Below are 25,908 nucleotides of genomic sequence, written 5' to 3'. Positions count from 1 at the left end.
AAAAAAAAAGAATTTTATTTAAATCCAACTGCAGCTTGCCAGACAAAAACCAATAAAAAGAAAAATAACGGTATAAGTGGAAGAACATCAACAGTTGGAGCAAAAGCCTTGTATGCTTCAGGCAATTCAGCGAATGTATTAAATAGAATGAGCACCTTTTTAATAATTTAATTAATTATGATAAGACGTTACCACGTATGGTGAGCAATAGAGGATGTTTTCCAAGGAGCGAAATCAATTGTAAAACAATTATCTTTTATTGCATTAGAAATTGCATTTGTAAATCTTATTAAATGAGCAATATTATGCAAACTAATCAAGGTGAGACCTAATATTTCATCATTTCTAATTAGATGATGCAAATATGCACGAGAATAGGACTTACATGTTTCGCATGTACAAGTTTTGTCAATCGGAGAAAAGTCATTTCTAAATCGAGCATTACGTAAATTCAATCTTTCATCATTAAAGAATGCAGTCCCATGTCTTCCAAGTCTTGTAGGTAAAACGCAGTCAAACATATCAAATCCTTTAGCAACAGCTAAAGAAATTTCTCTTAAAGAGCCAATTCCCATTAAATATCTTGGTTTATTTATTGGTAAGAATTTCGGGATGTAATTAATTACACCATGTATTTCTTCGACTGCTTCACCAACACTGACTCCTCCTACCGCTATTCCAGGGAGATCAAAAGAACTTGTGAATTTTGCACTATATTCTCTTAATTTCTGATACTTACCACCTTGAACTATTCCGAATAATGCTTGATCTGATTTCTGATGAGTCTCAACACATTTTTGCAACCATGAATGAGTTCTTTGTAAAGAGTCCTCAATATCATTTTCGTTAGCTGTATGCGGAGGACAATGATCAAAAGCCATCGCGACATCAGAGCCAAGATCCATTTGAATCTGCATTACTTTTTCAGGTGTTAAAAATACATAACGACCATCTCTTGGATTTTTAAATTCCACACCTTTATCAGAAATATTATTTAATTTAGCCAAACTAAAAACTTGATATCCTCCTGAATCAGTAAGGATAGGTTTATGCCAATTCATAAACTTATGTATCCCTCCAGATTCTTTAACTAGTTTTTCTCCAGGTTGTAGATGAAGATGGAAGGTATTTGTAAGAATCATTTCTGATCCTGTGGAGGTTAACTGATTAGATGAAATTCCTTTAACCGTGGCCAAAGTACCCACAGGCATAAATCTTGGAGTATTTACTTGACCATTTGGAGTATGAAATATACCAGTTCTTGCCTCAGTATTAATGCAATTAGATGTAATCTTAAATTCAAACACGATTAATTATAAAATTTTTTTATCCTTTTTTATTAATGTACCCTATTATTTAATACTGAATCTATTTTTATCTCATCAAAAAATATTTAATAAAAAATTTAGCAGGGTCTTGGATTTTCTATACGACATTTCCAAAGATACCTTTTATTAATCCCGAATTTAAAAATATTGCACAATTTGCTCCGCTTTTGGGATTTTTTATTGGAACAATACAGAGTTATATTTTTATATTTTTTAGAGAAAACTCTTGGTCTATTTATTCATCAGCATTAATTTGTTTAGCTTCAGGATATTTAATTACTGGTGGTCTACACATTGATGGCTTAATGGATACTTTCGATGGTATTTTTGCGGGCAAAAAGAAACGTTTAAAAGCCATGAAAGACAGTAAAGTTGGTTCCTTTGGCGTTCAAGCTTTAGTTTTTATCACTTTAATGCAGATTGCTTGTATACTGAAAATTCAAAACCTAATAATTTTTGTTTTACCTATATGCTTATTTTGGGGAAGATTTTCAAATTTATTTTTTATAGAAAAATTTAAATATATTAGTCATAAGAAAAAATCTATTAGCCATAAAAAGTTTTGGAATGGATTTAAAAAAGAATCTTTGATCTCCTTTATTTTTCTTTTAATTTTCATTGCATTCCAATTATTTTCAATTACATCCCAAGCAATATTAATTAAATGTTTAATTCTTATTTTGATTGGTCTTTTTCTAAGCTATTCTATCCCAAACATACTGGGTAATAAAATTGGAGGCTTCAATGGGGATGCCTGTGGTGCTAGTGTTGTACTAGTTGAAACTGCAATGTTGTTTATGCATGCAATTCTTTTATAGGTAGTTCTAAATAGAAAATATTTCTCTTCTTAAGATTTTTTAATTTTTCAGTATTATCAATAGTATTATTTTCCAGCAATCTCAAATCTCCCCCAATTTGTTTAGCTAATTTTCTCGCCAAAAAAAGTCCCACACCAGTGCCGTCCTTCTTCTTAGCGGCAGATCCTCTAAAACCTTTTTCAAAAATTTTTTCGTTCTCGTTTTTAGTAATTTTTTTACCATCATCAAATATACAAAGTCCATTACTTGTAATTGCGAGTCCAATCTCAGCATCTTTTTGGGCATATTTAAAGGCATTTTCTAATAAATTTGCCACAATTTCCGCGATTACAGCATATTTTGCCTTTAATGGTGAAATAGTCCAATCTGGCCAAATAGAAGGTTCAGTCCAATCTCTATTCTCTAAGTCCGCATTAGCTTTACCCCTCTCTAATATTGGCCTCAATAAACTTTGAACAGTTATTACCTTTTTATTATCTAAATTTGGTGGTAATAATAATCTTTCCTCTCCAATTTCTAGAGGCAGTTGAATAGCTGAATTTAATTCTGCGAAAGAATCCATATATTGATTAATTTGTTTTTGCTCTGTTATCATGCGTTCGACTATTTCAATAGAGTCATCATCTGAACCAAGTCTTTTTATTAGTAATTTTGCATATGTTCTAATAGCAGCCAATGGATTTCTTAATTGATGGATTATGACATTGACCTGATTTTTTAAATAATTGATTTCTTCATTTTTATTTTGACGTTCTAATTCGATAGAAACGCATTTAGCTAAAGATATTGAAAGCGCTTTTAATCTAGAATCAAGAGATACTGGCCAATTCCCTCCTTTTAAATTAGTTTCTACCCTTAGGACACCAAGTAGAATATCGTTTTCTTGTAGAGGGTACCATCTTCTATTAGGAGATGAAACTTTTAGTGAAGGATCATCTTCTATTGACGCAAGTAGCCTATCAATTTGTGGCCATTGACCAATCATTTCAAAAGATGCTTTACTTCCTTGCTTAGCTGAAGCAAGATACATAACTAAATTAGTCACACCCATTGAGCAACCAAAACTCTCTAGCTGCTTTATAATTAATTCTTCAAATTTTTTTGAAAGATTCATAATTAATGAAATTTTGAGAAATTTTTTTAAAAAAAAACTTGAAAAAGGGCTTGTAAAATATGAAAAAAGTATTAAGATATATAAAGAGGTCTGACTTTAGCCAGCCTTAAATATGAATATTTAATCATATTTTAAGCTACATAAGGGGTTGATGGGTCCTCTATGTAATTTGAAGTGAATTTAAAATCACATATATAAGATTAGTAAAAATAAATAAGACTAATCTGATAAATAATTTCTGGAGTACCAATCAATGTCAAAAAAAAGGAAAAGAATCAGCAGAAGAAGATTGGCTGGCCAAAGAGTAATGGCACATGTTCCTATCTATCATATCGAAACTGGCAAACATAAACCAGTTACAGCAGCAAGAAGATTCATAGCAGAAAATGCTCTATCTGCGCCTTCAGTTTTCAATGTCAGAAGAAATGAACATACCACCGATAGGTTTTTTTGGGGTGAAAAAGGGTTATTTAGCGCCCAGTATGCTGAAGAAAATCATTTTCTATTTCCATCACTAAAAGTTGTAGTTGAAGGAATTGGTGAAGAAAAAATATTTGAGGGTCTAGAACTTACTGCAGATGATTGGGAAGAGATTGAAGAATACGAATATGCTTTTGTTTAAAAAATATTACTTATATTTAGACTTATAAAATTAATTAAATTTGAATCAATTTGATGAAATCCATCGAATTCTAATAATTCACATAATTTAGAAGACTTATTCTTTACCTTTTCATAAATATTCCTAGAAGCGTCTATAGGCACGACGTCATCAAATAAACCATGACTAATAATCATTGGGGAGCATTTTTCACCCGGGGACCAGTTAGGGTGAGGATAACCACTACAAGCAACAATTAGTCCAAAATTTAATTTAAATCCTGCATCAATTGCCATTGCCGCCCCCTGAGAGAAACCCAACAAAATTGTTTTTTTTAGTGGAATTTGATCAGTATCAAAATTTTTTAATGTAGCTAAAAGTTTATTAACTTCAATCTCAGCTCCATTCCAATCATGTGGGTATAATCCATACCACTGCCTTCCCTGACCACTTGGATGTAATCCAGGAGCTCTCAAAGAAATTACCTCAAAATCAAGATTTATTTTTTCAGACATCTCTTTTCCAAATGTTAAAAGGTCATCTGAATCAGCTCCCCAACCATGCATCAAAATAATTCTATGAGTTGCAGTTTGAGAGCTAATCGAGACAAATTCATGATTGATAGCATATTTCATGTTTATATTCTTAAGTAAGTAAACTTTCCCATAATGTCTCCATTAGCTTTAGTAAGTGTCTCTGATAAAAGAAATATAATCCCATTTTGTAAAGAATTGGTAGAGCAATTTAATTATAAAATTCTATCAAGTGGAGGAACTGCTAAACATCTTATAGAAGCAAAAATTCCAGTTATTAAAGTTGCAGATTTTACTAATTCTCCAGAAATTCTTGGAGGAAGAGTTAAAACTTTACATCCAAAAATTCACGGGGGAATATTAGCCAAAAGAAATGACAAGGAACACAAAGAAGACATAGAAGCTAACAATATTGAGTTAATTGACTTAGTAGTTGTCAATTTATATCCTTTTAAAAAAACTGTAGATCAAGGAGCTAAATGGGAAGATGCTATTGAAAATATAGATATTGGAGGGCCATCAATGATTCGTTCTGCAGCTAAAAATCATAAAGACGTTTCCGTTTTAGTAGATCCTGGTCAATATCAAAATTTTCTTGAAGAAAGTAAAAAAGGGGAATTAAAGGACTCATATAAAGCAAAATTAGCCTTTGAAGCTTTTCAACATACAGCTGACTATGACACCGCAATTTCTAATTGGATAAGTAAAGAAAAGGGTCTACAACATTCCAAATATATTGAATCTTATCCACTAATCAAAACCTTAAGATATGGGGAGAATCCTCATCAAAAAGCTTTTTGGTATGGTTTAAGTAATATTGGATGGAACTCAGCAGAACAGCTACAAGGTAAAGAATTAAGTTATAACAATCTATTAGATCTTGAGTCGGCACTTTCTACAGTTTTAGAATTTGGCTACGAAGAAGAAAAAAGCAAGCTTACAACAGACACCTTTGCTTCTGTAATCCTAAAACACAATAACCCTTGTGGTGCCTCTATAAGCAATTCAACCTCTCAAGCATTTTTGAATGCTTTAAAATGCGACACAGTTAGTGCATTTGGAGGAATAGTTGCTTTTAATGCAAATGTGGATACTGATACCGCAAATAACCTCAAAGATATTTTCTTAGAGTGTGTCGTTGCCCCATCTTTTGATGCAGAAGCTTTAGAAATTTTAAAAATCAAAAAGAATTTAAGAATTTTAAAGTTATCAAAAGATAACCTTTCAAAAAAGAACCAAACTTCTACTAAATCAATAATGGGAGGATTACTAGTTCAAGACACTGATGATAGTGAAGAACAAACTGAAAGTTGGATTTCAGTAACTAGAAAAATTCCTAATAATCAAATGGCTTTAGATCTAAATTTTGCATGGAAAATTTGTAAACACGTGAAATCAAATGCAATTGTTATTGCAAAAGACCAAAAAACTATTGGTATTGGAGCTGGACAAATGAATAGAGTTGGAGCCGCAAAAATTGCATTAAAAGCTGCGGGAAGTTTATGTTCTGATGCAGTATTGGCAAGCGATGGATTTTTTCCTTTTGCAGATACTGTAGAACTTGCTAATGAGTATGGTATAAGGGCTATTGTACAACCTGGAGGAAGTCTAAGAGACCAAGAAAGTATCGATATGTGTGATACAAAAGGAATCTCAATGGTATTTACGCAAAAAAGGCATTTTTTGCATTAAGTTAAGTTGATTTTGGATAATATGTAATTTTGTTAGTCTTTCTAAATAAAGAGAGTCTGCCAGGACCTGCACATAAAAAATATAAAGAAATAGCTCCATATATAAAAGACAACTCGAATGCGTAATTATGTCCTTCAACTACTGCAAGAGGAAAACCTTCTAGGCCGGTATCTAATAGATGAAAATAAACAGCAAATGCCATTGTAGAGAATAATCCTAGAGAAGAAAGCCTTGCAAATATCCCTAAAGCCAACCCTAATGGGCATACTAATTGAGTGATCGCTGCTCCAAATGTCCAAATAACAGGATCACCTGGCAAAAATGGGAAGTATTTACCAACTACAAACTCAGCAAATCCTTGTGGATCCTGAAGTTTCTCTAAGCCATGATGGATCATCAAAGCACAAAAACCAATTCTTAAAACAAAAATAGATAGTTCCCCAAGAATATTTACCTCAGAACCTGAAGATGGATTAGCAACTACAACTTCAACTTTTTGGGGTGCTTTATTTCTATTCATACTGGCTGATTGAACCTGATTAGATTGTGCTTTGTCTTCCATACTTCATAAATTATTTTTTATATTCTAAATAATAAAGTAGATATTTTGGAATTATCTAACTAATAAATTTAAAAAACTAAGTAAAGTTATAAATTAGATGACAAATTTAAGAAGTAATATCAACTAACTTCTCAATAACATCTGCAACAACCCTATCAGGAGTTGATGCACCTGAAGTAATTCCAACATTAATTTTCCCACTAGGTAAAAAATTATTTTTAAGTTGTAAATCTGATCCTAGTGGCTTATGTAATATTGAATTTTCTTCAACTGATATTCTCTCTGGTGTATCTATGTGAAAAGAAGAGATATTTTTTGTAATTGCTATTTCTTGTAAGTGAGTAGTATTTGAAGAATTAAAGCCTCCTATAACGACAAGAATATCTAGGTCTTCATCAACTAATGAGAACATAGCATCTTGTCTCTCTTCGGTTGCATCACAGATAGTATTAAAAGCTAAAAAGTGGCTATTTAAGTTTTCTGGGCCAAATTTTTTTAACATAGTTCTTTCAAAAACTTTTCCAATTTCTTCGGTTTCACTTTTTAGCATAGTTGTCTGGTTAGCAACTCCGACTCTATCTAAATCTTTATCAGGATCAAATCCATCAGAACAAGCTTTAGCAAATTTATTCATAAATTCATTTCTATTACCTCTACCCATAATGTATTCAGATACATAATTTGCTTCTTCAAGATCAAGTACAACTAAATATTTACCTGCGAATGAGCTAGTGGCCAGAGTTTCTTCATGCTTGAATTTTCCATGAATAATTGATGTAAAAACATGTTTCTTATGTTTTTCGACTGTATGCCAAACTTTAGAAACCCATGGACAAGTTGTATCAATGATATGGCAACCTTTCTCATGAAGGAGCTTCATTTCTTGAACAGTGGCTCCGAAAGCAGGAAGTATAACTACATCACCATTAGAAACTAACGAAAAATCTTTAATTCCATTTTTAGCTGAAATGAATTTTACATTCATTTTTCTTAAGTGATCATTAACCGAGGGATTATGAATTATTTCGTTTGTTATCCAAATATTCTCATTAGGATAATGTCTTCTAGTCTCATAAGCCATCGCTACCGCTCTTTCAACCCCCCAACAGAAACCAAATGCTTGAGCTAACTTAATATTAAGTCTACCTTTAGTGTAAGTAAAACCATTATCTCTTATAGAACTTATCAAATCACTTTGATAAGCCTCCTCTAAAGCTTGAGCTCTTTTTGTTGGAGAATCAAAGCCCCTTCTATTATATCGATCAGAATGATGAAGAGACCTTCTAAAAGCTTGTGTGTCCATCCTTTGATAGTACAACATTTCAAATAATTTTTCGCAAAAAAAAAGAAACCTGACATAAGTCAGGCTTCTAAAGTTAATTTTAGATTTGATTATTTAGCAGATGCAAAGTCTGGATATGCTTCCATTCCGTGCTCTCCTATATCTAGGCCTTGAGTCTCTTCCTCTTCAGATACTCGGATTCCACCGAATAATCCTCCAATTACAGACCAAGCGATCCAGCAAGTAACTAGTGTCCAGATAGCATAAGCTGCAGCACCAAGGGCTTGAATTAGAAGAAGGCTAATACCTCCACCATTAAACAATCCCATACCAGCGCCATCACCTTGTACAGCTGTACCCCATAGACCGATAACTACAGTACCCCATACACCACAAACTCCGTGAACAGAGAATGCACCTACAGGATCATCGATCTCAGCAGCATCAAGAGCTGCAACAGAGAATACAACGATAATTCCACCAACTAGTCCTGCAAACCAGGCCCCAGCAAGTGTCATATCGCCACAACCAGCTGTGATACTAACTAATCCTGCAAGGATTCCGTTAATAATCATTGTAAGGTCAGGCTTACCAGAAGTTAATGTTGAAACAATAGTTGCTCCAATAGCACCAGCTGCTGCTGCCAAAGTAGTTGTTACAGCAACATATGGAACCCATTGGTCCATAGCAAGTTGAGAACCAGGGTTAAATCCATACCAACCTATCCATAGAACTAATGCACCCAAAGTAGCTATAGCCATATTATGTCCTGGCATTGCCTGTGGTTTTCCATCAGAGTATTTGCCAATTCTTGGTCCAAGAAGCATTGCTCCTACAAGACCTGCCCATGCTCCAACAGAGTGAACAATTGAAGAACCAGCAAAATCAACAAAACCTAAAGAATCAAGCCAGCCACCATTCCATTTCCAGCTACCAGCAATTGGATAAATAAATGCAGTTAATACAATCGCAAAAACAACAAATTCTCCAAATTTAACTCTTTCAGCAACAAGACCGGAAACGATAGTTGCTGCAGTTCCTGCAAAAGCAGACTGGAACAAGAAATCAACAGTTGGGACTAATCCAGCATCAGTTACCATATCTGCAGTAACTGTTGGATCAAAAAATAAGCCGCCAAAATAAAGCCAACCGTCGGCAACACTACCTCCGTACATTAATGAATAGCCGATAAACCAATAAGAAGTTACAGCTAGAGCAAATACAAAGAGGTTTTTAGCAAGAATGTTAACAGCGTTCTTAGAACGGCACATACCTGCCTCAACCATAGCGAAACCGGCGTTCATAAAGATCACTAGAATAGTAGCGATCAAAAGCCATAAATTGTTAGCAAGAAAAGCTGCATTCAACTCAGGTAAATCAGCTGCGTGAGCTGAAAGATTAAAAATACCTAAACCAAACAAAGCTAGGGGAACAGTTGCAAGCCACAACATGGAGCGGTTTGAACTAAATCCTCGAATACTCCTCAAAAGGAGCATAGGTCCATTCACAAGACTTGCATCTTGGAGTTTGGACCTAGAGCGCCTTTGAGGCGTTTGCAAAGCAGTGGTCATAAAAAAAAATTAGATCTGCAAAAAAACAGTTTTACTGTTTCCTTTCAAATTTAAATTTATTCAAAAAACTTATCGGTGTCTAGTAGTTGTTGATACCATTTTTATAGTTGCACCTTAAAAAAATATTTGTTAAATTAAAAAATTTGATTTTTAGAAGTTTCAAAATATCAAGATTTTATTTATTTCAAAGGTTTAATTCCTCTCCATGATATGTGGTCTTTATGAAATTCAAAGGAACAAGGAATGGTTATCATTCCTGCACTTAAAGATTCTCTAAAAAGATTGCCGTACAAGGGATCTGCCTCATCTCCAGGGGCGAAAAAACAAGCGTCTTTTCTTGTAATACAAAGTACTAATATACTTTTACTTTCAGGAATTAATTCCTTTAATTCTATGAGGTGTTTTTGGCCTCTTTTCGTTACTGTATCAGGGAATAGAGCAACATTTTCTCTGATCCAAGTCGTATTTTTAACTTCTAAGTAAATGTTACGTTTATCAGGATTTGAAGATTTTGGAGTTAAAAAAAAGTCAATTCTGCTTTTTTTATCTTTTCCATAGGGAACTTCAGATTTTATTGTTTCTATTTCTCCTATTATTTCGTCAAGCAAATTTTTCTCAATAACCTTTTTGATTAACTTATTTGCAAATAGAGTATTAACTCCAACCCATACCTCCTCATTTTTTGAATCTGAAACACATATCTGTTCCCAAGTAAAAGGTAATTTTCTTTTTGGAGAAGGGGAAACACTTATTCTCACCTTTGCTCCCTCACTCAAAAGTCCCTTCATTGGGCCTGTGTTGGCGCAATGAGCAGTTACTACCTCTCCGCTCTCTAATTTTATATCTGCAAGAAACCTTTTATACCTCTTGATTAAAACTCCTTCGATTAATGGATCAAATTCAATTATCCGATCATTCATAAATATGTCGTTAGTTAAAAATCAAATATAATTGAAACTTAAACTTCTTGAAAAATTTAGGCAAATCCAAATGCATTCATTTTTAAAAAATAATGTTTTTTCAATTTCATTTGGTACTAGTCTTAGTAAATTAGTTGGATGTATAAGACAAATATTTATAGCTGCTGCTTTTGGAGTTGGGGTAACATACGACGCATTTAATTATGCCTATATAATTCCAGGTTTTTTGCTAATAATCATTGGAGGGATTAATGGTCCCCTACATAACGCAGTCGTTGCAGTTCTAACTCCCCTTAACAAGAAAAATGGCGGAATTGTTTTAACTCAAGTAAGTATAAAACTTTCAATATTATTAATTGGGTTAGCTATATTGATATATATTAATTCCAGTTTACTAATTGAATTATTAGCCCCCAATTTAAGTTACGAAGCTAAATCAATTGCCACTTACCAATTAAAAATACTTACACCTTGTATCCCTTTGTCCGGATTCATAGGTTTAAGCTTTGGCGCCTTAAATTCCCAAAGAAAATTCTTTTTATCAAGTATAAGTCCAGCAATAACAAGCCTAACTACTATTTTTTTTATTTTATTAAGTTGGATTATCAATAAAGAAAATGCATATTCTCATTTCTTTAGGTACACGGGATTACTAGCTTTTGCAACTTTGACCGGAACGTTAATTCAGTTTGTTGTTCAAATTTCGGAAATAAATAAAATTGGTCTTTTGAGGTTAAAGTCAAAATTCCAATTATTAAATGATGAAGAAAGGAGGATTTTCAAACTAATTATTCCAGCATCTATCTCATCTGGTCTCAGTCAAATTAATGTTTTTATAGATATGTTTTTCGCTTCAAGTTTTCAAGGAGCAGCATCGGGACTAGCTTACGGAAACTTTCTGATACAAGCCCCATTAGGCATATTATCTAACTCTTTGATTTTGCCATTACTTCCAAAATTCTCAAAATTCAGAAGTGATAAAGACTATATAGGCCTACAAAAAAAATTGATCTCTGGAATAGAGTACTGTTTCTTGACCACTATTTTTTTAGCCGCATTTTTCATAACATTTAATAATCAAATAGTACAGTTAGTTTTTCAGAGAGGATCTTTTGATTATTCAGCGGCTTTAAAAGTAAAGAATATATTAATTGCTTATGGAGTTGGCATACCTTTTTATCTTTATAGAGATTTATTAGTAAGAACTTACTATTCAATAGAAAAAACAACCTTCCCTTTCAAGTCATCATTTGCAGGTATAGTGTTAAATATTTTTTTTGATTGGTTGTTAATCGGTGCCCCAATTAATAATTTTGGAAATCTTTCTCCATATAATTTCGGAGTAATAGGAATAATTTTATCTTCAGTAATAGTCAACTTTATAGTTTGTGTTTTGCTTTCTTTTAATCTGAGAAATGAAAATATCCACTTGCCTAACTTGGATTTATTTAAGAAAATTACCCTCATGACATTAGCGGCATTTATAGACAGCTCCCTTTGTTTTAGTATTCTTAAAACTACAAATAACTTCAATTCAAATCTCGGAGAATTTTTATTATTAATATTTGGATCTCTAACTTTTTTTGTAATCTATTTTTTTCTTACAAAATTCCTGAAAGTAAATAAATTTAAAGTTTATAAAAAAAAGATTTAGTTTGCAAAAAAACTTTCCAAAATCTCCTCTAATTCTAGAATTTGTGAGTTAGTTATTAAATTTATCAGTGGAATACTGTTAACACCATCCCCTACTTTTACATTTATTGCTTTCAAACTTATTTTCGCAGCCTCCAATGGCCCTTGATCTTTATTGCTTATACATTCAATAGCGAGATTTCTTGCTAGGCCAGCATCTCCAAGATATAAATTCCACTTTTCTATTTTTATAAAAACCTTTTCTGAAATAATATTTTCTAGATCACTTATTCGTACCTGATAGTCCATAAATTAAAAATTAATTAAATTGATTGTTTTGAAGTATCTTTAGGTTTTTTCATAATTACAAATAGTAAATGGGAGGCTAAAAGAATTGACCAGAAAATTGCAAAATTATTAAAAAAAGCTATTTCATATTTAATTTCTTTTAAAAGCCAAGTGCCGCTTACTATCGCAGTAAATATCATGCAGTGAATAACAAAATTTACTATTCGAGAAAAATGTTTATAGATGGGATCTTCTAAATCACCATTTCCGTACCACTTTATAGGCATATTAATAATAAGATTGTTAATAATAGATATTTTACCTGAAATCTAGTTGACTAAGAGACCCTGAAACAGAGATATTACATAATTATGCGCCTGTAGCTCAGTGGATTAGAGCACCTGACTACGGATCAGGGTGTCGGGAGTTCGAATCTCTCCAGGCGCGTTTAAAATTATGAAATATTCTTTTTATATTTTTCTAAAAAATATCGTCTATATTATGGGTATTACTTATCAAATTCAATGAATATTCTTCAAAATCTTAAAGAAAGTGATCCAGTAATATCAAATTTTATCAACTCTGAAAAAAATAGGCAGGAAACTCATCTTGAGTTAATCGCAAGCGAAAATTTCGCATCAATTGCCGTTATGCAGGCTCAAGGTTCCGTCCTTACAAATAAATACGCCGAGGGATTACCTCAAAAAAGATACTACGGAGGATGTGAATTTGTTGATGAAATCGAAGAATTAGCGATTCAGAGAGCGAAAAAATTATTTAATGCAAATTGGGCTAATGTTCAACCCCATAGTGGAGCACAGGCAAATGCTGCTGTTTTCCTAAGTCTACTTAAACCTGGTGACACAATCATGGGGATGGATTTATCTCATGGTGGACACCTAACTCATGGGTCTCCAGTAAATATGAGTGGTAAGTGGTTCAATGCAGTTCACTATGGTGTAAATAAAGAAACTAGTGAATTAAATTTTGATGAAATAAGAGATATAGCACTTGAAACAAAACCAAAATTGATCATTTGCGGATATTCTGCTTATCCAAGAAAAATCGATTTTGAATCATTTAGAAATATTGCAGATGAAGTTGGTGCTTTCTTAATGGCTGATATTGCACATATTGCCGGTCTTGTAGCAAGTAAACTTCACCCAAATCCGATCCCTTATTGTGATGTAGTAACTACAACTACTCATAAAACATTAAGAGGTCCTAGAGGGGGACTTATCTTATGTAAAGATGCAGAATTTGGAAAGAAATTTGATAAATCTGTTTTCCCTGGAACTCAGGGTGGTCCCCTCGAACATATAATTGCAGCTAAAGCAGTTGCATTTGGAGAAGCCTTGCAGCCAGATTTCGTTAATTATTCCCAACAAGTAATAAAAAATGCAAAAGTTCTAGCTTCAACTTTAATGAATAGAGGTATCAATATCGTGAGTGGAGGAACTGACAACCATATTGTTTTACTCGATTTAAGAAGTATAAATATGACTGGTAAAATTGCTGACTTGCTTGTAAGTGAAGTGAATATTACTGCAAATAAAAATACTGTTCCATTTGACCCTGAATCACCTTTTGTAACCAGCGGACTAAGGTTGGGAACTGCCGCCTTAACTACTAGAGGCTTTAATGAGAATGCTTTTGCTGAAGTTGGCGAAATTATTGCTGATAGATTACTAAACCCAGACGATTCACTCATTGAAAGTCAATGTAAAGAAAGAGTATTAACCTTATGTAATCGTTTTCCTCTTTATGAAGGCAAACTTGAAGCATCAATTAAATGAGTCCTAACTCCAAAGGAGTTGAAATTCTTTCTATTGGAACAGAGCTACTCTTAGGAAATATTATCAATACCAATGCTCAATGGATTTCTGAACAGTTATCTCAATTAGGCTTAAATCACTTTAGGCAATCAACTGTAGGCGATAATTATGATCGAATTATAAAAGTAATTCAAGAAATATCGAAAAGAAGTAATCTTCTAATTACAACTGGTGGCTTGGGACCCACCCCAGATGACTTAACTACTGAAGCAATAGCCAAATCTTTTAATGTAACTCTTTTTGAAAGACCGCACTTATGGGATGAAATAAAACAAAAAATGCCAACCTCAAAACTCCAGGACGATTCATCTAGCTTAAGGAAACAATGTCTCTTCCCAAAAAATGCTCAAATAATTAATAATCCAAGGGGTACTGCCCCAGGAATGATATGGGAACCAATAAAAGGATTTACTATTCTTACTTTCCCTGGAGTACCAAGTGAAATGAAAACTATGTGGGAAGAGACGGCGTGTGATTTCATTAAAACCAAATTCTCAGATAATTCTTCCTTTTTTTCAAATACTCTTAAATTTGCAGGTATTGGAGAATCTAGTGTTGCAGAAAAAATTAATGATCTATTAAATCTTAAAAATCCTACTGTAGCTCCATACGCAAATTTGGGGGAAGTTAAACTAAGAATCACTGCTAAAGCAAAGAATGAAGTGGAAGCAAAGAATATTATTAAACCCATAAAGGAAAAATTAAAAAAAAAGTTTTCAAAGTTTATTTTTGGAGAAGATAATGATACGCTTCCTAGCGTTTTAATAAAAGAATTAACCAAGAGGAACCAAACTATTGTTTTTGCCGAATCCTGTACGGGAGGCCTCCTATCATCATCACTAACATCAATATCAGGCTCGTCTCAAGTTTTTAAAGGGAGCATTGTTTCCTACAGTAATGAGCTAAAAAATTCATTATTAAATATTTCGGAAGAAAAGCTTAATAAATATGGAGCTGTTTCTGAAGAGGTTTGTGAGGCTATGGCAATTAATGTCAAAAATACATTAAAAGCAGACTGGGCAATTGCTATCAGTGGAATTGCTGGTCCAAATGGAGGAACTCAAGAGAAACCTATTGGACTAGTATATATTTCGATTGCAGGACCAAATAACCATATTACCAATATCAAAAAAATATTTAACGCAACCCGAAATAGAATTGAAATTCAAACACTAAGTGTAAATGTGTGTTTGAACAGCTTAAGATTAATCCTATTATCGAATAGTAAGTAGCTTTTTTTACAAATTGAGTCGAGATACATTATTTGATAAAGTTTGGGATTTACACAAAGTCTCCAGTCTTCCTGGCGGCTCGGACCAAATTTTTATTGGTCTTCACCTCATCCACGAAGTAACAAGTCCTCAAGCATTTGGCGCTTTAAAAGACAAAAATTTAAAAGTAAAATTCCCTAGTAGAACTGTTGCTACAGTTGATCATATTGTGCCAACAGATAATCAAAGCAGACCTTTCAAAGATAATCTTGCAGAGCAAATGATTGAAACACTTGAAAAGAACTGCTTACAACATAAAATAAAATTTTTTAATATTGGTAGTGGAAATCAAGGAATAGTTCATGTAGTGGCTCCAGAATTGGGATTGACACAGCCTGGTATGACAATAGCTTGTGGAGATTCTCATACTTCAACTCATGGAGCTTTTGGCTCAATTGCTTTTGGCATAGGTACAAGCCAAGTGAGAGATGTTCTTGCTACCCAAACCATCGCGATGAACAAATTGAAGGTAAGGCAAATTTGGTGTGAAAATAAACTATCTCATGGGGTTTATGCTAAGGATCTAGTGCTTCATATTATTAATGAACTCGGTGTAAAGGCTGGTGTAGGTTTTGCATACGAATTTGCAGGACCTGCTATTGATGCTTTATCAATGGAAGAGAGGATGACTATATGCAATATGTCAATTGAAGGGGGAGCGAGATGCGGTTATATAAATCCTGATGAAAAAACCTTCAATTATATTCAAAATAAATTATGTGCTCCCAAAAATGAAAATTGGAACAAAGCACTCTTGTGGTGGAAATCATTAAAAAGCAATGAAAATTCTATTTATGATGATGTAGTTAAATTAGATGCTTCGAAAGTAGAACCAACCGTAACTTGGGGGATTACTCCCGGTCAAAGTATAGGCATTAATCAACAGATACCTCTTATCGATGATTTATCCTCAAATGACCAATTTATTGCTGAAGAGGCATATGAATATATGGGTTTCAAGCCAGGCCAATCAATAAAAGATACTCCAGTTGATGTTTGTTTTATAGGTAGTTGCACCAACGGTAGAATAAGCGATTTAAGAGTTGCTGCTAAGATTTTGAAACACAAAAAAGTATCTAAGAAAGTAAAAGCATTTGTAGTGCCCGGTTCGGAAAAAGTAGCTATTGAGGCAAAAAAAGAAGGTCTTGATAAGATCTTTGAGGATTCTGGATTTCAATGGAGAGAGCCAGGCTGCTCAATGTGTTTAGCAATGAATTCAGATAAGCTAGTAGGTAATCAAGTTAGTGCTAGTTCGAGTAATAGAAATTTCAAAGGCAGACAAGGATCTCCAAGCGGAAGAACACTTCTAATGAGTCCAGCAATGGTTGCCGCTGCTGCAATTAATGGCAAAGTAAGTGACGTTAGGGAATTTATAAACAAATGAATTCGCAATTTAGCTCACCAATTGGAAAAATTTCACAAATAAAAGGGAAATGCATTTCATTGATTGGTAACGACATTGATACGGATCGAATAATACCTGCCCGTTTCTTAAAGTGTGTTAATTTTGATTCACTGGGGAAATCAGTTTTTGCGGATGATAGAAAAAATTTAAAGGGAGAGCATCCATTCGACCTAGATAAAAATAAGAATGCCTCAATACTTATTGTTAATAGCAATTTTGGATGCGGTTCCAGCAGGGAACATGCCCCCCAAGCACTCATTAGATGGGGTATAAAAGCGATTATAGGAGAGAGTTTTGCCGAAATTTTTTATAGCAATTGTATTGCTATTGGAATTCCTTGTTTCACACTTTCAAAAAAATCAATACAAGATATTCAAAAATATAACTATAATAAAAGTTTGTTTTTCGAAATTGATCTTAAAAATTCATTAGCAAAATCAAAATATTTAAATTTTGACCTTGATATTAAGGAAAGCACAAAAAAAATGTTTTTATCAGGAGAATGGGACGCAACTTCAACACTCCTTGAGAATGAAAATCTTATTGAAAATAAATATAATAATTTGCCCTATTTAAAATTTAATGCTCATCTCTTTTAGCTATCTAAATCCAAAAAGATTAAAAGAAACACCACCTGCTTGGTTGTGAGGTTGATAGTAAATGCCTAATTCATAGCTTCTTTTTTTCCAATTTAATGATATTTTCGAATTTATAAACTCACCGTAATTTTCTGCATCACTTGTTAAGTTCAAAGTACCTTCACTTTTTAGAATAATTGGTCCAAATAATTGCTGATCATAAGCAATATTTAAAGTGAAATTATCATTATTTTGATCGAATTTAAAAACACTCTCTCCACTGTTAAATCTATAAAAAGGAAAAAGGCTAATACGAGTATAGTCGAAAGTTTTATTTTTAAAATTTCCCAATGTTAATTCTGGGCCCATACCTAAACCTAAATAGTCTTGATGTTCTCCATTTTCATAGAAAGAATAAGAAGCTTCTAATCTTGTATTAAGAGTTAATCCTTTTGTGATTGGTTCAGAAATATACTTATATGAAACATCTACAGATTTACTTTTCGGATCTTTGATACTCAAAGGGAATTCTTGGTCTAAAGCATAAAATACATTACCTTTTAGGTTTGTTACAAGAATTTTTGTATTTAAAGCCTCTGCTGTTATATCTGCCAAACCTAAAGAAAAAGTTTCTCTCTTTTTAATGCCATTAACCACCCAACTATTTTCTTTTTGTAATTTTGAACCATAACCTGAGTAAATTTCAGCTTCACCCAGTGAACCATTCCAAACCCTTTCTCTATAAATTCCGTAAAGGCTTTTATCCCAATTTGAATCTAAAAAATTTATTTCTTTACTAAATTTAGTTTTTAACCTAAAAGCATCTGAAAATTTTTCAAAACTAAAAGAACTCAAATTCTTGTCTATTTCTAAGTCCCAATTATTTATTCTGCCTTTTATTTTAGATTTTAGGGCGAAATAATCTTCTAAATTTGCATTTCTCTTCACCCTCTCTGAAGTTATTGATTCGCCATTATTTACAAAGCTTTTTGTATAACCCTTTAGTGAGCGTTGAATTAGGAATTGCGGCTCTAAATCAAGAGTAAAATCATCAGATATATCTATAGGGTTAAATTTTCTCCCTATAAAATACCCATCCTTATCTAAATTTTCATATCCTAAATTCCATCTGTTATCAACGTTAGAGATTCCTCCAGCCCTACTTAAAGTTCTATCTCCAACCCAAAATGGAATTGATAATTTTTCATCAAAAATTAAATGATTTATAGATGACTTAAATCGTAATTTCTCTGCCTCAGGAATCACTTCTAATGAATTGATTACTATTCTAACTTGTTTAAATTCAAGTAAATCATTACTAAATACAGCCTTTTTACTTCTCCATTTTTCACCATCTATAGTTATTTTATCTGTGGAAAACAACCAATTTACAACCTTTCCAGGGGTATTTAATACTTCCGATTTTTTAAATTCCAGTAAAGTTTTTATCTTGTTAAGATCTGATGAACTAAAATTTGCGGATAAGTCATCCATTAAGGTATCAGTATTAAAAGATCCCTTAACGTCTAACAAATAACCTTTTTCATCAATAAAGCTGTATTCTAGCTCGGAAGTTTTAAAAACTTGATCCTCAATTACTAAAGCAATATTGCCATTCGCACTAATTTTTTTTAACGACTTATCATAAATTAAATTATCAGCTTTAAGAATTTTTCCTCGGTATTCAACGATTACGTTACCCTCTGCATAAATAATACCATTTAATTCAGATTGTTGATCGGATTGGATTAATATCTGATTGTAATTGTCTTGAATATCAGCTTTTAATGGCCCAGAATTTTTATTTAACAGTTTATGATTAGAAGATATTATATGAAAAGTATTAGAAAATGAATTTGAGAAATTAAATGATTTTTTAATATCTACCTTTTTTGATAAATTCCCTTTAGTAGAACCATTATTAATTTTTTGTAAATCAGCAGATTTTGTTGGCTGTATAAAATTAATAAATAAAAAAGATGTAAAAATAAACTTTTTTGCTATTCCTAAAGTCAATTTATAAAAATTAAAAGTTTAATCTTGAGGACTTTCTAGATCTTTTCTATTAGGGGTTCTTGTTGGATCACTTGCCAAAAATCCGAAAAGAAATATTCCTACAAAGAAAAAAACAATCGTGTAAACAGAAATTTTAAGAGCGAGCATGAAACTAATTAATTAGGCTAAATAGATTTATATCCTATTAAATTTATATTTAAATTATGGTAAAAGGTTTACTTTTTGTATTTTTGGTAAATTTTGAAATACTTTTTTCTGCAGTTATCAGAGTATTACTGGTTCAATCATCATGATCATCCCAAGGATCTGAAAGCTTGGCTGCTTTGGGTCCGAAAGCAGTCCAAAGACCAAAGCCTGTTAAAGCCAGTAATATTGCCAGTATTGTAACTGCTATAGAAACAGCGGGATCTGGAGCTGATGATAAAGTTTGCATCAATTTTGATAAGTTTGTAAACAAATTATGTATTAGTTCTTATACAATAACGAAATAATATTCGATTTTGTGAATTCATCATGGGTCAAAAAACTGCTTTAGGAAGCCTTTTAAAAGCAATTGGCAATTCTGGTCAAGGTAAAGTTGTTCCTGGTTGGGGAGCTGTTCCAGTTATGACAGTTATAGGTCTTTTACTTTTAGTCTTTTTAGTTATTCTTCTACAAATTTATAACCAATCTCTACTACTACAAGGTTTCTCAGTAGATTGGAACGGAAACTAAACGACTGAGACTCTCTCGAGGAGCTACTTTATCAATCTAAAAATTTTTAAACTAACTCTTTGGGATTAAGGTTTAAATTTACTTAGTTATAGTTTGCTTATATATTATTCTCAATGAAAAGAGATTTAGAAATACATCATGAATGATATATATTTAATAGGATTGGGTAATCCTGGAAAAAAATATTCTAAAAATAGACATAATATTGGTTTTTTGATACTTGAAAGTCTCGCAAAAAAATATAATTCAAATTTTATTTTAAAGGATAAACTTAAAAGTTCATGCTCTGAATTCAAAATCGATAATTCCACTTACAGGTTATTTTTACCAAATACGTTTATGAACAATAGTGGTGATGCTGTCAAAGCAATAGTAGATTGGTACAAAATTAACTTAGATAAGATATTTATAGTAGTAGATGATAAGGATCTTCCAATTGGAAAAATAAGATTTAGGAAGAAAGGCAGCTCAGGTGGTCATAATGGTCTCAAAAGCATAATTGAAAAATTGCATACTCAAAACTTTAATAGAATAAGAATTGGTATTGGTTCACCTCCATTAATTAGCAGTACAAATAATTTCAATACTATTTCTCATGTATTAGGGAATATTTCGCTAGAAGAAAAATCAATCCTCGATAAAGTATATAAAAAGGTAATTGAATCACTAGAGCAATTAAACACTAAAAATGAAGAATTGATAATAAACGAATTAAATTCTTTTAATCAAGACCAATTATAAAAAATGCGATCCAAACCAGAAACAATTGCCCATGTAAGTATTAAAGAATATTGCTTTACAAAAAAGCAAATTAAGGGTGTTGTACAGGCCAGTCAATTTAAATGGGATTTTACATGGTCTTTTTATAAAGGCGTATTGTTAGTAAATCCTCCTTTGGGAAGAGCATTAATTGAGGACTCCCTATTAAGATTTTTATTGAAAAAAGATTATGAACTTGAAGCAGGCAATGAATATAAGTTCCTTATTTCAGCCAAGTTTTAAAGTCTATATTTTGATTAAAAGTAAACTTTATTTTGTAATAATCTTCTAGAATAATTAATGCTGATATCGCATCAAGATTTTTATTAAGAATAAAAACCTCCCTAGGTATCAAAAACATCAAACCTCTAATTGGGAACAGTTCAAAATATCTTTCTTTGGCTCTATAAGTAGTATTTTTTTCTTCAAAAGTTATTATTTCTTTTGTAAAAAGATTTATTTTTTTTATGATATCTCCACTGGTCGTGCCGTTACCAATAATAATTTTAGATATGTCTTCAACTTTAATTAAATTTTTTACATAATCTTCAATTAGCTCACTTTTAAGAATGATGGCTTTATAAATTTTTTTTTCACTTATTTCAGCTAAAACTAAGCCACATTTACTTTTCCCGGGATCAATAGTTATTACTTTAGGCATTCAAGGCAATACCTTTAAAATATTAATTTCAACAACTATGGGTTCTGCGGTTTTACTATCCCTCAAAGAGACTACTTCTAACTTAAATTTTACATTTTGATTGTCTTTGAGGAAGTCTGTGATTTTTTTTACAAAATTTCCACTAGTTTTAATTTCATTAGCTTGTGAGCCTTTAGATTTTATTTCATCTCTTGTTTCTCTTAATAATGACTTAATTTTTAAGTTTATAGATTTACGATTAAAATCACTTTTCCCCAGAATGGAGCTTTTAATAACCTCTCCTTTTTTGACTATAAATTTATTCTCTAACAAATCAGGTGATACAAAAACATAATTATCCCCTCTTAAGACATTTGTTGCCGATTTAATTGATAAGATCCAATTACCCCCTTGGGCAGCTACAGTCTCGATTTTTGTAATATCACTAGGTTTCCACAAAAGAATATTTTTTGCTTCTTTATTACTTGGCACAACAATTCTTCGAACAAATTTATCAGCTTCATTATAAATTTTTGCTAAGTCTAATTTTATGTTAGAACTTGAACTAACCTCAGCGATAAATAAAGTTTGACCTCTTTTAATAACAATATTCCCTCTTCTAAATTCACTAATACTATTTTTTAGTAAATTTAATTCCTTTTCTTTCTTAATAATTTTATCTTCAAGTTTTTCTCGTTCTTCTTGCAGTGGTATAAGAGCCTTTTTACTTTCATCTAAAGTTTTTTGCAAAAAAGGAATATCGACAAAAAGTCTTTGCCTAAATTCTTCACTAACCAAAATCAATAGCCCTATTGATATTGAACTAATAAACCCTCCAGTTATTACAGTGACAATTGTAGCTGTTTTCTTTGGTCTTAATTTAAATATACTAAATCTTGATTTACCAATTTTTGTCCCAAGCAGGTCACCAAATGGCGCAATTAAACCTCCAAGCAATATTAAAAAAACAATTAAAATCCAAGCCACTTAATAGCATATTCTGGATACATCATAATTTAATGATGTATCAATTAAATCTTTTTGCAAGAGCTATAGGATCAAATACTGTAATCTTTTTTCTTTCAATAGTGAGTAGACCAGAATCCTTTAAATCTCCTAATAATCTTGTTATCGTAACTCGGGTTGATCCAATAGCTTCAGCGATAGCTTGATGAGAAAGCTTTAAATCTATTGTAATTCCTTTTTCACTTGCAACTCCAAAGTCTCTGCAAAGAACCATTAAGAAGCTTACAAGACGAGAAGACATATCTCTATGAGTAAGAGTTTCTATCATTGTTTCTGTTTGAAGGATCCTACTTGAAAGGCCTTGCAACAATAATAATCCTACTGACGCGTCTTCCTCTATCGCTCTTAACACTGAGTTCGCAGGTGCTGTTATCATTTCAACTCTTGTAAAAGCTATGGCATGATAAAACCGATCAGATCTATGGCCTGTTAGAAGAGATAAAACACCAAAAAGACTGTTCTCTCTTAAAAGAGCTACAGTTATCTCTTCACCTGACTCATAAACTCTTGATAGTCTTACTGCTCCTCTTCTTATTAGATAAACCCTCTCTGCAGGATCACCTGGGAAAAATATTGTTTTCGATCTTTCAACCATTTCTGTGCTTGCACCATCAAGACCTTTAATTACTTCCATTAAAGTTCTATTTATTGGAAAACGTTCTCCAACTGAGTTGATTTTACTTTGGCCGGACAGTTGCGAACTAAATCTGCTGAATCCTCGAGAAGAAGGTATCATAAATATTCTAACTATTAAAAAACTTAAGAAGTCACCTAAAAATATCTTGTATCAACAGTAACATTTTTTAATTTTTATAAATTTCTCTGCCAATGTCTCCAAGTTTACCAACGCTTTTTTAAGTAAAATTACACTATATGCAGTGTAATCAAATTCAAATTATACTGCATGTAGAAAAAAATCTAAAATAATGGTCATTAGTTCAGCTCATAATTATTCCGAAAGTAATCTTGATGTTGTAGAAATAAGTGCTCCCAATAAAACAAATGTCAAAAAACTTAAACAGAATGGGCAAATACAAATCTATCAATCTTCTTATAGAGGAAATTATTCCTCTATTATTAGAGACTCTCTAAGAAATGCTGCTCTCGGTAGAAAAGTACTTTTAGTACAAATTATGAAGGGAGGGGTTAAACAAGGGCTTGCTAATGCTGTTAAGCTTTGTGGAAATTTAACTTGGATCAGAGCATCACAATCCTACGATGAATTTAATTCTGAAGAAATTGAAAAAAATAAAAATTTAAAAGAAATTATTCATGAATCTATTTATGAATTATGGATTTTTTGCAAAAAAGAGTTACTTTCTGGCAAATATGATCAAATCATTCTTGATGAAATTTTTCTTGCAATTGAGATGAAAATTATAGATAAGGATGATTTGATTTCAACACTTGAAAACCGATTTATATCTGGAGATGTAATCCTTACAGGTACAAGCATTCCTAAAGATTTATTATTAATGGCTAACCAAATCACTGAACTTCGCTCATAAAACAATGCTTAAAAATGATCTCTGGATAAATCAAAAAGCTTCGGAAGGAATGATAAATCCCTTCCAATCTAATTTAGTTAGGCATCTTGAGCCTAATAATCAACAAAAGCCAGTTTTGAGTTACGGATGTTCTTCTTATGGATATGACTTAAGACTTTCATCAAAAGAATTTTTAATTTTTAGACATGTCCCAGGAACAGTGATGAATCCTAAAAAATTTAATCCTGATAACCTAGAAAAAACTATTCTTCATCATGATGAAGATGGAGAGTTTTTCATTCTTCCTGCTCACTCCTATGGATTAGGAGTGGCTTTAGAAAAGATGAAAGTACCTGAAAATATAACTGTAATTTGTATCGGCAAAAGTACTTATGCACGACTAGGAATTATTGTTAATACAACCCCCGCAGAAGCAGGATGGGAAGGTCACCTCACTTTAGAGTTTAGTAATAGTTCAGGTGCAGATTGCAGGATTTATGCTAATGAAGGAATCTGCCAATTACTCTTTTTTGAAGGTGATCCTTGCTCTACAACTTATGAAGATAGAAAAGGCAAATATCAAAATCAACCAGAAAAGGTAACTCTCGCAAAGATCTAAAATGAGTAAAGTTGAGCTAATTTCGCTAACTCCTGATGCAGAAAAAACAATGGCTTATATTGCACGAGTTAGTAATCCAAAAAATCAGAAAAATGAAGACTATTCTAAGCTATTGAGTTATTGCATTAAAAATGAACATTGGAGTGTCTTTGAACAGTCATTTATGACATTACAAATAGAAACAAATAGAGGAATTGCAGCTCAAATTTTGAGGCATAGATCATTTACTTTCCAGGAATTTTCCCAGAGATATGCTGATAGCTCGCAATTAGGAGATATCCCACTGCCAGATTTGAGAAGACAAGATTTTAAAAATAGACAGAATTCCATTCCTGACCTTCCTTATGAGTTAAAAAAAAGATTCAATCAAAAAATTTCTTCACATTTTCAAGCCGCTTCAGAATTATATGAAGAATTACTTGCTGAAGGTATAGCTAAAGAATGTGCGAGATTTGTTTTACCATTAGCAACTCCAACAAGAATTTACATGTCGGGATCATGCAGATCATGGATACATTACATTAATTTAAGATCAGCTCATGGTACTCAAAAAGAGCATAAATCAATTGCTCAAGCCTGTAAGTCTATTTTTAAAAAAAGTTTTCCAATTGTATCAAAATCTCTAGAGTGGTGAAATTATCCATGACTTCGAGGGTCGACTTGATGAATTTTATTTTCCTTGATAACTGAAAATTCAGAATTAAAAATTTCTTCTTGATGTTTAGCATCTCTCTTAAGATTATCAATAGAATCTTTTATTGTAATTTCTTCTTGTTTACCAATAAAAGTTGATTGTAAATTACCTTTTTTATCAAAGAGGTTAACTTGAGGTATTCCATTTACCTTAAATCTTCGGATGTAATTATCCCATTTTTGATTATCAACATTTAAAAAAACAAAATTAATATCTTTTTCATATTCATCTTTCAAAGAAGATACTTTGGGAGCCATTTCTTTGCAAACTTCACACCACTCAGCATAAAATTCAAGAAAAGTAGGCTTATTGTTATTAAAAGCTATTTCAGGATCAATAGATAATTCCCCAAAACTCTTAAGAAGGTAATTAGCTTGAAAAAAAAGGTTTCTAAATAAAATCAAAAAAACAATTAAAATAGAAACAAGCAAAATGATGATCGCTTTTAAGTTTAGATTTACAAATGTTTCTCTACCCTCAGATTGCACTATAAGTACTTGATATCTAAAAACATCTTATATAA

At 32.1% G+C, this 25,908-nt stretch carries 31 protein-coding genes and 1 tRNA gene; 15 read left to right on the top strand and 17 right to left on the bottom strand.

Annotated features, from left to right (window positions below; translation table 11 throughout):
- Positions 1-14: 14 nt before the first annotated feature.
- Positions 15-155, bottom strand: coding sequence for a photosystem II reaction center protein K (locus HA144_RS01415; RefSeq protein ID WP_011375837.1), 141 nt, complete (start codon positions 153-155; stop codon positions 15-17).
- A 33-nt stretch (positions 156-188) separates the two neighbouring features.
- A complete protein-coding gene (tgt, locus tag HA144_RS01410; RefSeq protein ID WP_209041793.1) occupies positions 189-1,307 on the bottom strand; it encodes a tRNA guanosine(34) transglycosylase Tgt in 1,119 nt (372 codons plus the stop codon).
- 89 nt (positions 1,308-1,396) lie between these two features.
- Here tgt and HA144_RS01405 point away from each other — a divergent pair, with 89 nt between their 5' ends.
- On the top strand, positions 1,397-2,146 hold the full coding sequence (locus tag HA144_RS01405; RefSeq protein ID WP_209042528.1) for an adenosylcobinamide-GDP ribazoletransferase: 750 nt from the start codon (positions 1,397-1,399) through the stop codon (positions 2,144-2,146).
- Here the strand turns inward: HA144_RS01405 and HA144_RS01400 are convergent.
- On the bottom strand, positions 2,124-3,260 hold the full coding sequence (locus tag HA144_RS01400; RefSeq protein WP_209041791.1) for a sensor histidine kinase: 1,137 nt from the start codon (positions 3,258-3,260) through the stop codon (positions 2,124-2,126). The two genes, HA144_RS01405 and HA144_RS01400, sit on opposite strands and share 23 nt — an antisense overlap.
- A gap of 253 nt (positions 3,261-3,513) precedes the next feature.
- Here HA144_RS01400 and HA144_RS01395 point away from each other — a divergent pair, with 253 nt between their 5' ends.
- Positions 3,514-3,882, top strand: coding sequence for a DUF3155 domain-containing protein (locus HA144_RS01395; protein ID WP_011819620.1), 369 nt, complete (start codon positions 3,514-3,516; stop codon positions 3,880-3,882).
- Here HA144_RS01395 and HA144_RS01390 read toward each other — a convergent pair.
- Positions 3,879-4,496, bottom strand: a complete 618-nt coding sequence (locus HA144_RS01390; protein WP_209041789.1) for an alpha/beta hydrolase — start codon at positions 4,494-4,496, stop codon at positions 3,879-3,881. The genes HA144_RS01395 and HA144_RS01390 overlap by 4 nt on opposite strands.
- Before the next feature lie 33 nt (positions 4,497-4,529).
- Between HA144_RS01390 and purH the strand changes: the two genes are divergently transcribed.
- On the top strand, positions 4,530-6,086 hold the full coding sequence (gene purH, locus HA144_RS01385) for a bifunctional phosphoribosylaminoimidazolecarboxamide formyltransferase/IMP cyclohydrolase (RefSeq protein WP_209041787.1): 1,557 nt from the start codon (positions 4,530-4,532) through the stop codon (positions 6,084-6,086).
- A 1-nt stretch (position 6,087) separates the two neighbouring features.
- Here the strand turns inward: purH and HA144_RS01380 are convergent, their stop codons facing one another.
- The 4 genes from HA144_RS01380 to sfsA all read right to left on the bottom strand — a co-directional run bounded on the left by HA144_RS01380 (position 6,088) and on the right by sfsA (position 10,421).
- Positions 6,088-6,648 carry a DoxX family protein gene (locus HA144_RS01380; RefSeq protein ID WP_209041785.1) on the bottom strand — a complete coding sequence of 187 codons (561 nt, stop codon included), beginning with the start codon at positions 6,646-6,648 and terminating at the stop codon, positions 6,088-6,090.
- Positions 6,649-6,754: 106 nt separating this feature from the next.
- A complete protein-coding gene (locus tag HA144_RS01375) occupies positions 6,755-7,951 on the bottom strand; it encodes a 4-hydroxy-3-methylbut-2-enyl diphosphate reductase (protein WP_209041783.1) in 1,197 nt (398 codons plus the stop codon).
- A gap of 89 nt (positions 7,952-8,040) precedes the next feature.
- Complete coding sequence (locus tag HA144_RS01370; protein WP_209041781.1) at positions 8,041-9,501, bottom strand: ammonium transporter; 1,461 nt, start codon at positions 9,499-9,501, stop codon at positions 8,041-8,043.
- 179 nt (positions 9,502-9,680) lie between these two features.
- Positions 9,681-10,421 carry a DNA/RNA nuclease SfsA gene (gene sfsA / locus HA144_RS01365; protein WP_209041779.1) on the bottom strand — a complete coding sequence of 247 codons (741 nt, stop codon included), beginning with the start codon at positions 10,419-10,421 and terminating at the stop codon, positions 9,681-9,683.
- Between the two features lie 70 nt (positions 10,422-10,491).
- On the opposite strand from sfsA, the gene murJ reads away from it, so the two are divergent.
- On the top strand, positions 10,492-12,075 hold the full coding sequence (murJ, locus tag HA144_RS01360; RefSeq protein ID WP_209041777.1) for a murein biosynthesis integral membrane protein MurJ: 1,584 nt from the start codon (positions 10,492-10,494) through the stop codon (positions 12,073-12,075).
- Here murJ and HA144_RS01355 read toward each other — a convergent pair.
- Both HA144_RS01355 and HA144_RS01350 read right to left on the bottom strand, forming a co-directional pair.
- Complete coding sequence (locus HA144_RS01355; protein ID WP_209041775.1) at positions 12,072-12,362, bottom strand: DUF3181 family protein; 291 nt, start codon at positions 12,360-12,362, stop codon at positions 12,072-12,074. The two genes, murJ and HA144_RS01355, sit on opposite strands and share 4 nt — an antisense overlap.
- A gap of 14 nt (positions 12,363-12,376) precedes the next feature.
- Positions 12,377-12,628, bottom strand: a complete 252-nt coding sequence (locus HA144_RS01350; RefSeq protein ID WP_209041773.1) for a hypothetical protein — start codon at positions 12,626-12,628, stop codon at positions 12,377-12,379.
- A gap of 86 nt (positions 12,629-12,714) precedes the next feature.
- Between HA144_RS01350 and HA144_RS01345 the strand changes: the two genes are divergently transcribed.
- The 5 genes from HA144_RS01345 to leuD all read left to right on the top strand — a co-directional run bounded on the left by HA144_RS01345 (position 12,715) and on the right by leuD (position 17,451).
- A tRNA-Arg gene (locus tag HA144_RS01345) sits at positions 12,715-12,788 on the top strand.
- Positions 12,789-12,865: 77 nt separating this feature from the next.
- Positions 12,866-14,137: a serine hydroxymethyltransferase gene (gene glyA, locus HA144_RS01340; protein ID WP_209041770.1), complete on the top strand. Its 1,272-nt coding sequence runs from the start codon at positions 12,866-12,868 to the stop codon at positions 14,135-14,137.
- On the top strand, positions 14,134-15,408 hold the full coding sequence (locus HA144_RS01335; RefSeq protein ID WP_209041768.1) for a competence/damage-inducible protein A: 1,275 nt from the start codon (positions 14,134-14,136) through the stop codon (positions 15,406-15,408). Before glyA ends, HA144_RS01335 begins: the two co-directional genes overlap by 4 nt.
- Positions 15,409-15,421: 13 nt before the next feature.
- Complete coding sequence (gene leuC, locus HA144_RS01330; RefSeq protein WP_209041765.1) at positions 15,422-16,831, top strand: 3-isopropylmalate dehydratase large subunit; 1,410 nt, start codon at positions 15,422-15,424, stop codon at positions 16,829-16,831.
- Positions 16,828-17,451 (top strand): 3-isopropylmalate dehydratase small subunit, encoded by a 624-nt coding sequence (leuD, locus tag HA144_RS01325; protein ID WP_209041763.1) that lies wholly within the window; start codon positions 16,828-16,830, stop codon positions 17,449-17,451. Before leuC ends, leuD begins: the two co-directional genes overlap by 4 nt.
- On the opposite strand, the gene HA144_RS01320 is transcribed toward leuD, so the two are convergent.
- From HA144_RS01320 to psbN, 3 genes are all read right to left on the bottom strand, one after another.
- On the bottom strand, positions 17,452-19,446 hold the full coding sequence (locus tag HA144_RS01320) for a DUF3769 domain-containing protein (protein WP_209041761.1): 1,995 nt from the start codon (positions 19,444-19,446) through the stop codon (positions 17,452-17,454).
- An 18-nt stretch (positions 19,447-19,464) separates the two neighbouring features.
- Entirely contained in the window at positions 19,465-19,593 is a 129-nt protein-coding gene (locus HA144_RS01315; protein ID WP_002805124.1) for a photosystem II reaction center protein I, read from the bottom strand.
- Positions 19,594-19,726: 133 nt separating this feature from the next.
- Positions 19,727-19,879 carry a photosystem II reaction center protein PsbN gene (gene psbN / locus HA144_RS01310; protein WP_209042526.1) on the bottom strand — a complete coding sequence of 51 codons (153 nt, stop codon included), beginning with the start codon at positions 19,877-19,879 and terminating at the stop codon, positions 19,727-19,729.
- Between the two features lie 80 nt (positions 19,880-19,959).
- Here psbN and psbH point away from each other — a divergent pair, with 80 nt between their 5' ends.
- The 3 genes from psbH (at position 19,960) to HA144_RS01295 (ending at position 21,162) form a co-directional block, all read left to right on the top strand.
- Positions 19,960-20,160: a photosystem II reaction center phosphoprotein PsbH gene (gene psbH / locus HA144_RS01305; protein ID WP_002805661.1), complete on the top strand. Its 201-nt coding sequence runs from the start codon at positions 19,960-19,962 to the stop codon at positions 20,158-20,160.
- A 138-nt stretch (positions 20,161-20,298) separates the two neighbouring features.
- Complete coding sequence (gene pth / locus HA144_RS01300) at positions 20,299-20,901, top strand: aminoacyl-tRNA hydrolase (RefSeq protein ID WP_209041759.1); 603 nt, start codon at positions 20,299-20,301, stop codon at positions 20,899-20,901.
- Between the two features lie 3 nt (positions 20,902-20,904).
- Positions 20,905-21,162, top strand: a complete 258-nt coding sequence (locus tag HA144_RS01295) for a DUF3146 family protein (RefSeq protein WP_209041757.1) — start codon at positions 20,905-20,907, stop codon at positions 21,160-21,162.
- Here HA144_RS01295 and HA144_RS01290 read toward each other — a convergent pair.
- From HA144_RS01290 to ntcA, 3 genes are read right to left on the bottom strand one after another with little or no spacing between them, the layout of a single operon-like run.
- Positions 21,143-21,580: a hypothetical protein gene (locus HA144_RS01290; RefSeq protein WP_209041755.1), complete on the bottom strand. Its 438-nt coding sequence runs from the start codon at positions 21,578-21,580 to the stop codon at positions 21,143-21,145. The two genes, HA144_RS01295 and HA144_RS01290, sit on opposite strands and share 20 nt — an antisense overlap.
- A complete protein-coding gene (locus HA144_RS01285; protein WP_209041753.1) occupies positions 21,581-22,546 on the bottom strand; it encodes a DUF3084 domain-containing protein in 966 nt (321 codons plus the stop codon).
- 40 nt (positions 22,547-22,586) lie between these two features.
- Complete coding sequence (gene ntcA, locus HA144_RS01280) at positions 22,587-23,321, bottom strand: global nitrogen regulator NtcA (protein ID WP_209041751.1); 735 nt, start codon at positions 23,319-23,321, stop codon at positions 22,587-22,589.
- A 190-nt stretch (positions 23,322-23,511) separates the two neighbouring features.
- Here ntcA and HA144_RS01275 point away from each other — a divergent pair, with 190 nt between their 5' ends.
- From HA144_RS01275 to thyX, 3 genes are read left to right on the top strand one after another with little or no spacing between them, the layout of a single operon-like run.
- Positions 23,512-24,093 carry a cob(I)yrinic acid a,c-diamide adenosyltransferase gene (locus HA144_RS01275; protein ID WP_209041749.1) on the top strand — a complete coding sequence of 194 codons (582 nt, stop codon included), beginning with the start codon at positions 23,512-23,514 and terminating at the stop codon, positions 24,091-24,093.
- Between the two features lie 4 nt (positions 24,094-24,097).
- Positions 24,098-24,691 (top strand): dCTP deaminase, encoded by a 594-nt coding sequence (gene dcd, locus HA144_RS01270; RefSeq protein ID WP_209041747.1) that lies wholly within the window; start codon positions 24,098-24,100, stop codon positions 24,689-24,691.
- 1 nt (position 24,692) lies between these two features.
- Positions 24,693-25,325, top strand: a complete 633-nt coding sequence (gene thyX / locus HA144_RS01265; protein WP_209041745.1) for an FAD-dependent thymidylate synthase — start codon at positions 24,693-24,695, stop codon at positions 25,323-25,325.
- A 2-nt stretch (positions 25,326-25,327) separates the two neighbouring features.
- On the opposite strand, the gene HA144_RS01260 is transcribed toward thyX, so the two are convergent.
- Positions 25,328-25,873: a thioredoxin domain-containing protein gene (locus HA144_RS01260; RefSeq protein ID WP_209041743.1), complete on the bottom strand. Its 546-nt coding sequence runs from the start codon at positions 25,871-25,873 to the stop codon at positions 25,328-25,330.
- Positions 25,874-25,908: the final 35 nt, after the last annotated feature.

Origin of the sequence: Prochlorococcus marinus XMU1404, assembly GCF_017696175.1 — a bacterium.
Taxonomy (GTDB): Bacteria; Cyanobacteriota; Cyanobacteriia; order PCC-6307; family Cyanobiaceae; genus Prochlorococcus_A; species Prochlorococcus_A marinus_X.
Note: the sequence above shows the minus strand (reverse complement) of the source record. Positions and strands in the feature narration are given on the sequence as shown.